Annotated in this window: 11 protein-coding genes; 5 read left to right on the forward strand and 6 right to left on the reverse strand. The window is 67.7% G+C overall.

Annotation, left to right across the window (positions count from 1 at the left end; translation table 11 throughout):
- Positions 1-68: 68 nt before the first annotated feature.
- The 5 genes from FAF44_RS40175 to FAF44_RS40195 form a co-directional block, all read right to left on the reverse strand.
- The gene (locus FAF44_RS40175; protein ID WP_237108622.1) at positions 69-1,643 is read right to left on the reverse strand and encodes a VWA domain-containing protein; all 1,575 of its coding nucleotides are present in this window, start codon (positions 1,641-1,643) and stop codon (positions 69-71) included.
- Positions 1,634-2,953 (reverse strand): hypothetical protein, encoded by a 1,320-nt coding sequence (locus FAF44_RS40180; RefSeq protein ID WP_237108623.1) that lies wholly within the window; start codon positions 2,951-2,953, stop codon positions 1,634-1,636. Before FAF44_RS40180 ends, FAF44_RS40175 begins: the two co-directional genes overlap by 10 nt.
- On the reverse strand, positions 2,950-3,243 hold the full coding sequence (locus FAF44_RS40185; protein ID WP_237108624.1) for a hypothetical protein: 294 nt from the start codon (positions 3,241-3,243) through the stop codon (positions 2,950-2,952). Before FAF44_RS40185 ends, FAF44_RS40180 begins: the two co-directional genes overlap by 4 nt.
- A 147-nt stretch (positions 3,244-3,390) precedes the next feature.
- A complete protein-coding gene (locus FAF44_RS40190; RefSeq protein WP_237108625.1) occupies positions 3,391-3,597 on the reverse strand; it encodes a hypothetical protein in 207 nt (68 codons plus the stop codon).
- Between the two features lie 346 nt (positions 3,598-3,943).
- Complete coding sequence (locus tag FAF44_RS40195) at positions 3,944-4,390, reverse strand: nitroreductase family deazaflavin-dependent oxidoreductase (protein WP_237108633.1); 447 nt, start codon at positions 4,388-4,390, stop codon at positions 3,944-3,946.
- Between the two features lie 525 nt (positions 4,391-4,915).
- Between FAF44_RS40195 and FAF44_RS40200 the strand changes: the two genes are divergently transcribed.
- The 5 genes from FAF44_RS40200 (at position 4,916) to FAF44_RS40220 (ending at position 10,667) form a co-directional block, all read left to right on the forward strand.
- A complete protein-coding gene (locus tag FAF44_RS40200; RefSeq protein WP_237108626.1) occupies positions 4,916-6,310 on the forward strand; it encodes a CehA/McbA family metallohydrolase in 1,395 nt (464 codons plus the stop codon).
- Between the two features lie 26 nt (positions 6,311-6,336).
- Entirely contained in the window at positions 6,337-7,347 is a 1,011-nt protein-coding gene (locus tag FAF44_RS40205) for an extracellular solute-binding protein (protein WP_237108627.1), read from the forward strand.
- Complete coding sequence (locus FAF44_RS40210; RefSeq protein WP_237108628.1) at positions 7,347-9,053, forward strand: iron ABC transporter permease; 1,707 nt, start codon at positions 7,347-7,349, stop codon at positions 9,051-9,053. Before FAF44_RS40205 ends, FAF44_RS40210 begins: the two co-directional genes overlap by 1 nt.
- A 10-nt stretch (positions 9,054-9,063) precedes the next feature.
- Complete coding sequence (locus FAF44_RS40215; protein ID WP_237108629.1) at positions 9,064-10,107, forward strand: ABC transporter ATP-binding protein; 1,044 nt, start codon at positions 9,064-9,066, stop codon at positions 10,105-10,107.
- Positions 10,108-10,181: 74 nt separating this feature from the next.
- The gene (locus tag FAF44_RS40220) at positions 10,182-10,667 is read left to right on the forward strand and encodes a hypothetical protein (protein WP_237108630.1); all 486 of its coding nucleotides are present in this window, start codon (positions 10,182-10,184) and stop codon (positions 10,665-10,667) included.
- Between the two features lie 121 nt (positions 10,668-10,788).
- Here the strand turns inward: FAF44_RS40220 and FAF44_RS40225 are convergent.
- The coding region (locus tag FAF44_RS40225) for a hypothetical protein (RefSeq protein ID WP_237108631.1) at positions 10,789-11,170 on the reverse strand (382 nt) is incomplete at its 5' end.

Raw genomic sequence — 11,170 nt, forward strand, 5'->3', positions numbered from 1 at the left:
GGCCCTGTGAACCGCTCCGACTTTCTTGGAGACCCTGGTGTGCCCTGGGTTCGATGGAGTCGCGACGCCTATTGCTGGGCTCGGTAGGTGATGAAGGCGGTGGCGAGGTTGGTGTGGCGTGCGTCGAGCAACCGGCCACCGGTGTGTTCGGCCAGTTCCCGCATGGAACGTGCGTCGGCGCCGTTGACCAGCACTGGGTAGACGGGCACCCGTTTGAGATCGGGCGGAAGGGTGTCGTGGTACCGCACGAAGTCGGACAGGGTGCGACCTCTGTTGCTCATGCCGTCAGTGATCAGGACGATCGAGAGAATGCGATCGTCGGTACCGATCTTGGCCAGTGTCCGCAGGCCGGCCACGAGGGCGTCATAAGTTGCGGTGTGTCCCCCTGGCGTGAGGCGGGCGAGAAAGTCGCTGACGGCTTTGCGGCCGTGGGCAGAGCGGGCGCTGGACAGGTCGATGATCACAGGCTTCGCGGGAGAAGAGGCGAACGGCAGAAGGATCGCCTGCTCGTCGGTGGCGGCCCCTGACGTGCGAGCCACGGGTGCACCGGCCAAGGCCGCAGCGGCCCGGCGCAGGTCTGCGGATTTGGCCCCGCGCATGGAGCCCGAGACATCGAGGAGAAAGACGGTGCGGGTGGCATAGCGGTAGCGACCCAGATAGACGGCGACGAGCCGGTCGACGACGGTCTGGTCCCGGGGAATGTTGAGCAACGTGGGCGGATTCGCAGGCAGTCCAGCGGGCGGGCGCACGCCCGGGGTGATGGGACGATGATGGATCCGATCTGCGATCTTGTGTTGTGCGTCGGTGCTGAGCAGATGGTTCGTGAGTCGGGCCAGGTGCTCGGCCGCCTTGGGCGTACGAGGTTGCAGCAGAGGTCGCAGCGTGTACCTGGCGTTGACCACTCCGTCGCTCGGACGTATGGGGACCAGTTGTTGTTTGAGCTGGCCGGAGGTGTTGAGACGGGCGATCTGGGATTCGTAGGTGAACAGTCCGTCTGCGGAGGCGCCGCCGGATTGTAAGAAGCCGGTGATCAGCTCGGCGTCGGTCGACGCGGTGATGGCCTGCGCGGTGGACATCGCCCGCAGCCCACCCGCCGCCGGATAGATGTCGCCGTCGTCGATCGAGTCGACGACCTCTGTGAAACCGCTGGCGGCGGCCAGTACGGCGGCACGCCCGGTGAATGCCTCATCCGGGGCGCTCATGCCGAAGGTGAAATGGTGTCCGCGGGCGGCCGAGGCGATCTGTTTCCAGGTGACCCGGCTGTCGATCCAACCGAGCCGGTCGGCGACCGAGACCTTCAGAGCCAGCAGAACTGGGGAGAAGGTGATGGTCCTTCCCGCGCCGAGCTGCCGGTTGCCGTCCCCGTTAGGCTCGAGGCCGGTCGGCAGCCAGACCGCGTCAACGGGCGGCTGCGTGTCCAGTTGCGTCGCGAGGGGCGCGCTACTGGCTTCACGCAGCTCAACGCGGATCCCCTCGGAGCGGGTGAAGTCGGACAGGACTGGACGCAAATCCATCAGTTCGGGAGCGGCCAGGATCGTGATCTGCTCCGGCTGGCCCAGGTTCGGCGGCGCGCATTGCCCGGTGGTCAGGACCAGCAACGCCGCTATGCCCGCCCACCGGGATACCGACCGGTTCAGGCGCATGCCACGATCTCGTTCCTGAATGCGATCATGAGATCCGGGCGGGGAAACGGGGCGATGTCGGAAGGGCTCGGCAGGGCCAACGACTTGAGGGCGTCGCCCTGCCGGATGCAGCCGGTCATGCCGTGTCCGGTGACGGCCTGTTCGAAGAGCTTGGCGTCGGCGCCGCGCAGGAAGAATTTCCGCGCCATGATCTGTTGCACTTCGCGCGATGCGAGCAGATCGCCGACGAGTTCGCTCCCGTCCTTGTCGTCGCGGCCGATGAACATGTGCTTGGAGATCACCCCCGGATCGGGGTAGAGCAGGCGGTAGTTATCGGGAGCTATTCCCTGCTGGTCCGCCAGATACTTGAGCGCGTCGTGCTCGTAGACGAAGGCCATCGGATACTGGTGGCTGGAGAAAAACTCTTGTAAAAGGCCGAAGCTGCTCGGCGGCCAGCTGTTCTGGAATAACCGTTGTAAATCGTTGATCAAACGCGTCCTGTCCGTGCGGTAGTTCTTCCGGTGAGCGTGGATGAGCAGGCTCAGGTAAAGATCACCGCCGCCGGCGGAACACGGGGCGCCAGAGACCACTTCCACCTGAGAATCTCCCTGCGCGACCCCTTCGGGTGCTCCGATGCTGCCCCACGTCCAGTTCGTTTCCGTCAACCGCAGGTCCAGATATCGCAGGACGTCGAAAATGTAGAAGCCGTTCTCTGACCTGACGAGGGACTGGTCCACCAGACATTCCAGCAGAGCCCGGTGGACCAGCACCACCATGGGGGCCTGGAAGATCAGCCGGGGGTTCGAGGGCGATTGTCCCGACACCCTGAAGTTGTTCTTCACCGCTGCGGCGATGGTGTCGGCCGGGCACAGGAAGAAGTGGTACCGGCCCAGGTCGCTGCCCTGGATGTAGGTCATATCGATGCCGGAGAGATTGTTGACGTCGACATCGAGCCCCTGCCGGTGAAAGACGTCCCTGATCTCCTCGCTGGCGAACAGGCCCTCCCAACCTCCGCCGAACACCGGCGTCAACCGGGTCAGGCTCTGCTGGAGCCAGACCCCGCCGCCGGTCAGCACACCGGTCAGAGTGGCGCCTCCCAGCGCAAGCAGGAAGAGAAGCCGTCGTCTGCCCTCGTCGGGTGTGTCTGAAGCCTTATTCCGCGACGACTTGCGCGGCGGTGCGCCGTGAATGTGGATCTCACCCACAGTTTCGGCACGCACCTGCCCCGCGGCCGCGTTGTCGCCCTGCTGGCTGATGCCGCTGTTGCCGCCGATCGCGGTGGCGCGCTCACCGCGTGCCGCCGCCTTCTTGGGGGCGGGAGGACTGGTCATCGCGGGGCGGTGGCGTTGTCGCCCTGCTGCACAACGCCGACGTTGACACCGACGACGGCGACGTTCTCCGCCCCCGAGCCCGGCTGGGCCTGCGCAAGATCGTTTATGGCAGATTGGATCGGCGCGCGTGACTGCTCCCGCTTGAGGATGCGCTCGAGCAATCGTCGTCCGACGACAACCGTCTCATTCGCGATCGCGTCGTGAGTCTTGGCTGCTGAAGCCGCCCCATGAGCACCGATCGCTGCGTTCGGGTATGGCACGAGCTGGCTGGCCAACGCTGCCATGTCCATGCCGATCCCTCCCCGTACTTAGGAGTATCTATGGCGATCGTAACCTCACTATGTCGGTCGGGCACTGGCTGTTCGCAGAAGGATGTATCGGCTGATTGGGGCGTCTCCGCTTCGCTGAACGCGTCCCGAGCGTCGCCTGGATGGCGATCATCGATACGAGCCGCCCGTGGGGGTGACCGTCGGTCCCATGCCCCTGGCCTGAGCTGCGCAGCCGAGCACGGGACGTTCCCAGCGGCATGCGCGGTTCGCGGGCAGGCCGCCGTCCTCCTGCAAGGTCTGTCCGAGCAGGACCGGCAAGCCTTCGTCGACCTGATCCACCAGGTCTCGCAGGAAGAAACCGACCCTGACCGGCATCTGACAACCTGGGATGCGCCCGAAACCTTGACCCGCCTGGACTGAGATCGGTGATTGAATCGCCCCGGGTTCGGTGGAGACTTTGGTGTGTCCCGGGTTGAGTAGAGGTGGGTTACTGGATTCCTGTGCCACCTGATGAGAGGAAAGCGGCAGGGGATGACGGGGCTATCCGCCAGAGTTCCGGCGCAAGGTGCTGGATCTGCGTGGACAAGCAGTCCGGGCTTGTTGAGGTCGTGAATGTGCCGCGTGATCTTGAAGGATGGACCATGCGGTCATCTGCCGTAGGAGGGCGCCCAGGAGTCCCGCTGCGGCAGGTGGCGCGCGTCGGCTGGGGCGCCCCCTGCGATCAGGCTTCGATCGGCTCCAGTACGAACACCGGGATCTCCCGATCCGTCTTCTTTTGGTAGTCGGCATACGGCGGATACGCCGCCACTGCACGCTGCCACCACTCGGCCCTCTCCGCGCCGGTCACTTCACGAGCCCTCATGTCCCGCTTGATGGGGCCGTCCTGGAGCTCCACATGGGGCTCGGACTTGAGGTTGAAGTACCAGACGGGATGCTTGGGAGCGCCGCCCTGCGAGGCGACCACGGCGTATCGGCCTTCGTGTTCCACACGCATCAGCGGCGTCTTGCGGATTTTGCCGCTCCTGGCGCCCAGGTTGGTCATCACGATGACGGGCAATCCCGTGTCCCGCAAGGTCGTGCCCTTGGTGCCGCCGGAGTTCTCGTACAGCTCGACTTGCTCACGTACCCACTGCGCAGTGCTGGGTTCGTACTCACCCTTAAGAGGCATGTCATCCATCCCCTCGGTCGGCCAACTCTCGTACGAAGGGTGCAACGCCCGCACCGCGCGTGTTTCATCCATGTCTGCTCTCGGTCGCTTGCGGTGACGGCGTCAGCAGATGCCTGGAGAGGACGCAGTGGCTCTCGTACGGGCTGATCGCGGCTGGCTGGGTGTTGGCGACCACAGTCGTCGCCGGAGCGGCTGGTGCTGCCCGCGGCCGAGGACTACGGCCTTGGCGTGATCCCGTGGGAGCCCGCTGGCCGGGGGCCTGCTCGATGGCGTACTGCGCCAGATCGACCGCCCCGGAAGACTACGCCTGGTAACAGGCGGGCGATGAAAGCCCTCTCCCGCGTGGGAGAGGGCTTTCATGTTGTCCGGGCCAGGGAGCCGCTCCTCGAATCGCCTGGTCAGGCACGTTTCGGTCGTCCGCCGGAACGCGCCACAGATTGCCCTAATGTCTTAACAAACGTTGACATGTCGTTCATCAGATGGATAGAAAGCGTTCATCGAAGGACGGATGGAGGCGGACACCGCATGATCGGGGCGACCGAGTTGCTCTCGGTACAGACCACCCTTCCCGAACCGGCGTTCGACCTGCACTACCTGCACTATCCGCTCGACGTGCCCGCCGGGACCACCGAGCTGGAGCTGGTGCTGGAGTACGACAAGATCGTCGATGTCGTCCAGATCTACGCGGTGCTGCTGGAGCCTGACGGCACGTTCCGTGGCCACGTCCAGTGCCCGGGCGGTCCCGGTCCCCGCCGGCTGGTGATCCGGGTGGGCACGGCCGGCGCCTCGCCGGGGTGCGTACCCGGGCCGATCCCGCCGGGCCGCTGGACGGTGCGGCTCGATCTCGACAGGCACAAGGCGGCGGCGCCGTACGAGCTGACGGTGAGCGCGGCGAGCGCGGCGACGGCGAGCGCGGCGACGAGAGTGGATCCCGGCGCCGGCGCGGGCACCATCGGCGGCCCCGGCTGGTACCGCGGCGAGCTGCACAGCCACTCCACCCACTCCGACGGCCGCCGGCCGGTCGCCGACCTGGTGAAGGCCGCCAAGGAGGCGGGCCTCGACTTCCTCGCCGTCACCGACCACTTCACCGCCGCCCACTGGCAGGATCTCGACGGTCACGACGACATCGTCCTGCTGCGCTCCATGGAGCTCACCAGCCACCGAGGCCACGCCAATCTGCACGGCCTGACCCGCTGGGTGGACACCTACGTGGACCGCCCCGAGCACACCATGGTGCACGTCGCCGGCGACGTGCACGAACAGGGCGGCCTGGTCTGCGTCAATCACGCCTTCAGCGGCGACCAGGCGTGGCGCCGCTTCGACACCCCCTGGGACCGGATCGACCTCATGGAGATCGCCCACCTCCAGCAGGGCGCCAACAACGACGCCCAGATCGGCCTGTGGGACCGCCTGCTGACCGCCGGGCACCGCGTGATCGGCGTGGCGGGCAGCGACTGCCACGACCCCGCCGACCCGGGGCAGGCGCTCGGCCAGGTGGTCACGGTGGTGCACGCGGAAGAGGCCGGCGAGCGCGGCATCGTCGAGGCGCTGCGGCGAGGGCGGGTCCGGGTGTGGCGGGGCGCGGACATGGACATGCACGTCAACGGCGTCCCCATGGGCGCCACCGCGGCGGCCCCCGACGGGCGGGTCCAGGTCGAGGTGGACGTGTGCGCGGACGGCCCGGTCGTGGTGTTCGTCCTGCGCGACGGCTTGCTGATCAACGTCGTCCCGGCCGCCGACCGGCCGGGAGCGTGGCAGCGCATCACCGTCGAGGACCGGATCGCCACACCCGGGTACTACCGGGCGGAGATCCACGCCGACCCGGGCCGGAACGACCCCCGATTCTGGGCGAATTCTCTCAGGAACCACGACTCCCTGCGGGCCGCGGGTAACCCGGTGTGGGTGCGCCCCGGCTCTTGATTCCCCCCACGTGTCAGGAGAAGTGCATGCGGTATGCCACCACGTTGGGCGCCGGCCTGCTCGCGCTGGCCCTCACAGGCTGCTCGGGCGTGCTGACCAACAACGCCACCGCGGGCCAGAACGGCGACAACACGGTGACGGTCTACTCGGTGAGCGGTCCCGAGGTGACGGATCCGATCCTCAACGAGTTCAAGGCCAAGCATCCGGAGATCAAGGTCAACAAGATCGGCCTGCCGGGAACCGGGGAGGCGTTCGCCAGGGTGCGGGCCGAGAAGGACCGGCCGCTGGGTGACGTGATCTGGGGTGGCTCGTCGGAGCTGTACACCGCCAACGCCGACCTCATCACCCCTGTCGAGCTGCCGAACGACGCCGCCACCGTGGCCAAGGACCCGAACCACATCTGGCATGCCACCGACCTGCTGTTCCAGGCGATCGCCGTGAACACGGACAAGTTCCCCGACGCGGCCAAGCATCCCAAGACATTCGAGGACCTGGCCAAGCCCGACTTTTCGGGTGGCGACATCGCCTTCGCCACGCCCAAGTCGTCGGGCACCTCCTACAGCCTCCTCACCACCATGGTCACGCTCCACGACTGGGACTACGTCAACCGGTTCGTCAGGAACGCCCGCATGCTCGACGGCTCGACCGCGATGTTCAACATGGTCAAGGACGGTGAGGTCGGCACCTCGTTCATCAACGAGGACCTGGGCGCGAAGTGGCTCGCCGCCGGAGTGAAGATCAAGCTGATCTATCCGGAGGACGGCGTGTCCAGCCAGACCGGGTCCGCGGGCATCATCAAGGGCGCGGCGCATGAGGCAGCCGCCAAAACCTTCGTGGACTTCCTCATGTCGAAGGAGGCCCAGCAGATCATGGTGGACCAGGTACAGCGCCGCTCGTCGCGGAACGACGTGTCCGCGCCCAAGGGACTGCCGCCGGTCGAGCAGCTCAAGCGGGCCGACATCGACGAGAAGTGGGCGTCGGAGCAGAAGGATGAGATCCTCGCCAAGTTCGACGACGCGGTGAAGAGCGCGGGCTGATGACGGCTCGGACCGCGGCTCAGAGGACGGGGCCGGCACGGTCGCGCCGGCGCCCCCGGACCAACTGGCGCGACCCTTGGCGGCTGGCCGGGCTGCTCGCGCTCCTCGTGCTGGTGATCTTCATCGTCTATCCGCAGTTGTGGATCGTCAGGGCGGCGTTCACCAGTGACTCGGGCGCGTTCACGCTCGCCAGGTTCGGCGCGTTCGTCACCGACGAACGATTCACCAGGCCGCTCCTGCACAGCGTGGTCGTCAGCCTGGCCGTGGGCGCGGGGGCGGCCGTGGTGGCGGTGCCGCTCGCGTTCGTCATGGCGCGTTACCGCATCCCCGGCCGTCAGGGCATCCTCACCATGCTCACCATGGCCACCACCTCGCCGCCGTTCCTCGGCGCGTACGCGTGGCTGTTGCTGCTGGGCAGCGGCGGCATCCTCACCAAGGCCGCCAAGGGAGTGGGTCTGCCGCTGCCGTTCGACTCGATTCTCGGCGTCGGCGGCATCATCTGGGTCGGCGTGTGGTTCACGTTCGCGCTGATCTTCCTGATGGTGTACGACGCGTTCAGGGCGGTGGATCCGGCGCTGGAGGAGGCGGCCGCGTCCGTCGGGTCGACGCCGTGGCGCACCCACGCGAAGGTGACGCTGCCGCTGGCCGTGCCCGCCATCGCGACCGGCTGCTACCTGGCCGCGATGCGCATCTTCGCCGACTTCGGCACGCCCATGCTGATCGGCGGCGGCTACCAGATGTTGCCGGTCGTCGTGTACCAGAACTTCATGTCCGAGGTCGCGGCCAGCCCGAGCGTGGCGGCCACGGCCAGCATCATGATGGTGCTCGTCTCCGGGCTGGCGCTGCTGGCCCAGCGCAGGATCGTGGCCAGGCGGTCGTTCGCCGTGACGGGCAACAGGGACCAGCCGCTGCGCGAGCTACGCCGCGGGCCGAAGGCGCTGGTGCTCATCGGGATCTGGACGGCGCTGCTGCTCGGCTTCGTGCCACACCTCGTGGTCCTGCTCACCAGCTTCCTGCGCTGGCAGTCGGGCATCCTGCAGTGGGAACCGACGCTGGAGAACTACCGGCGGCTGTTCGAGGAGTCGCTGCAGCCGATCGTGCTGAGCTTCGTCCTCGCCGGCATCGCCTGCCTGATCGCCCTCGTGCTCGGCGTCGTCGTGGCCTACATCGTGGCGCGCAAGAAGTTCGTGATCTCCGGGCCGCTGCTCAACAACCTCGTCATGGTGCCGTACATCCTGCCGGGGACGGTCTTCGCGATCGGGTTCATCCTGGCCTTCAACCACCTGCCGGTCATCCTCACCGGTACCGCTCTGATCATCGTGGTGGCGTACTTCATCAGGCGTCTGCCGTACGTGATGAAGTCGATCGAGACCGCGCTCGGGCAGGTCCACCCGTCGCTGGAGGAGGCCGCGATGAGTGTGGGCGCGCCGCCGCGGCGCAGCTTCCGCGACATCGTCGTGCCGATCATCAGGCCCGCCGTCATCTCGGGCGGCACCGTCGGGTTCCTGCAGATGATCACTGAGCTGTCGGCCACCGTCATGTTGTACGCGGTGCCGTGGGTGACCATGACCGTGGTCATCTTCACCAATGCGATGCAGCCGGGCAGTCCGTTCGGCGTCGCCTCCGCCATGACCACGGTGCTGCTGGTCTCGGTCTACGTCCCGCTCTACCTGCTGCGCCGTCGCTACAGGACGGTCTCCCTGTGATCCGGAGCTCATGATGGACATCAGCATTCGAGGGGTCTCCAAGACGTTCGGGGAGACCACCGCGCTCGAGTCGGTCGACCTGCGCGTGCCGTCCGGGCGGCTGGCCACGCTGCTGGGAGCGTCCGGCTGCGGCAAGACCACGCTGCTCCGCATCATCGCCGGATTCGAGAGCGCCGACGCGGGCGGCGTGCACTTCGGCGAGCTCGACATCGCGAAGGTGCCCGTGTGGAAGCGCCGCATCGGGTTCGTCTTCCAGAGTTACGCGCTCTGGCCGCACATGACGGTCGCCGAGAATGTCGCGTACGGCCTGCGCCTGCGCAAGCTGCCCAAGGAGAGCGTCGCGGAGAAGGTCGCCGCCGGCCTGGCGATGGTCGGGCTCACCGGCAGGGACCAGCACCGGCCCGGCCAGCTCTCCGGCGGCCAGCAGCAGCGCGTGGCCCTGGCCAGGGCGCTCGCCCTGGAGCCCGACGTGCTCCTCATGGACGAGCCCCTGTCCAACCTCGACGCCAAGCTCCGCGTCGAGATGCGCAGGGAGATTCGCCGGATCCAGCAGGAGACCGGCATCACCGCCGTCTACGTCACCCACGACCAGGACGAGGCGCTGGAGATCTCCGACCTCGTCGCGGTCATGAACGGCGGCCGCATCGAGCAGATCGGCTCGCCCGAGGACGTCTACGAGAGGCCGGAGACCACGTTCGTGGCGTCCTTCGTCGGCAGCGTCACTCTGCTACGCGGCCGGATCACCGACACGAGCGCGCTCGCGCTCGCGGGCGGTGACAAGGTGGACTTCGGGCGGCCGCTCGGCTCCGCCGGTGCCGACGTGTACGTCGCGCTGCGCCCCGAGGACCTGCGGATCGTCGAGAACGGCGACGCCCAGTTCACCGGCAAGGTCGTCCGCAGCAGCTTCCAGGGCAGCGTCAGGGAGTCGGTCGCCGAACTGCCCGGTGGAGAGCTGCTGGCCTTCGAGCACCGCCGCCCCCTGCCCACCGGCGCCACCGTGGGACTGGCCGCGGATCGGTTCACGGTCATCGAGAACGACACCGGCGTCGCCTGACGCGTGGCCCGGCCTTCGGGCTGGTACGAGATGGACCGTCAGTCGTCGATCGCCTGGTAGAGGGTGGTCCAGAGGTGCTGCCGGAGCTGGGCCGGGTGGTCACCGTGCCCGTCGCGACGTGGCGGCTCGAAGAGACGGTGTGGCCGGCCTGCCAGGAGTACTTCGTTCGTGACCAGGAGGAAGAGCGCCTGCGTGATCTCTGGCGCCGCGAGGCCGCCCGGGACCTGCGGCGCATGTTCGAGGTCTCGTCCGACCTCGGGCCCGTGGAGCTCACCCGCGGCTCCGCCGACGCCCTCTGTGCGAGCGACCTCGACCACGACGACCAGCCCTTGCCACCGGATGCGGTCGAACGCCTGCGCGCCGCCCTGGCCGAGCCCGACTTTCCGCTGGTCCGCCTCACTCCGCTCCGCGGGCGCGGCGTTCGCGACCGCCTCCTCGCCGAGGGCCGCGACGCCCCTCTCGTCGGCGAACTGGCCGGCGCCCCGCCGGCTGAGCTGCTCGCCCTCGTCCCCATCCGGTCGCCGGGAGCCCGAGGCCGCCGGAAGAAGCGCAAACACTGATCTTGATCCTTGACCTGCGCGCCAGGTCCACAAGCTGACGGCCGGCCGCCTGCACGAGGGCTGAGCAAATCGTCTCGGACGGCCGGTCGGGGTGCGGTGTCCCGGCCGGTTGGCCGCAGAACTACGGAGTGGAGTGACCGGTGCTTCCTGGCCTGGTGCCGTCGTCATCAATGGCCGGGTGTTCACCGAGCTGCTTGCGTACGGGGCCGTCCGAGTCGGGGTCGTTCTCGGCCGGGGCGAGGCCGGCGCCGGGATCGCGAGGCTCGGAGTTGAAGAGGGATTCCAGCGGACCAGGTGGGAGGTAGGGCTTGAAGGGCGGGGTCCAGGCGGCGGTCGCATGAGGGTCCGCGCCGGAGCCGTGTGCGGGTGAACCGCTCCCGGGGCGTGAGTGGTCCGAGCCGGGTGGGGCGCTGTCCTGTTCGTCGAGGGCGCTGACGATCTCGATGGCTTCGAGGAGTTGCCGCGTCCACGGGTTGTCCTCGGCAGGCTTGGCGGGGCTGGGG

The sequence above is a fragment of the Nonomuraea sp. MG754425 genome, from assembly GCF_021699195.1.
Taxonomy (GTDB): Bacteria; Actinomycetota; Actinomycetes; order Streptosporangiales; family Streptosporangiaceae; genus Nonomuraea.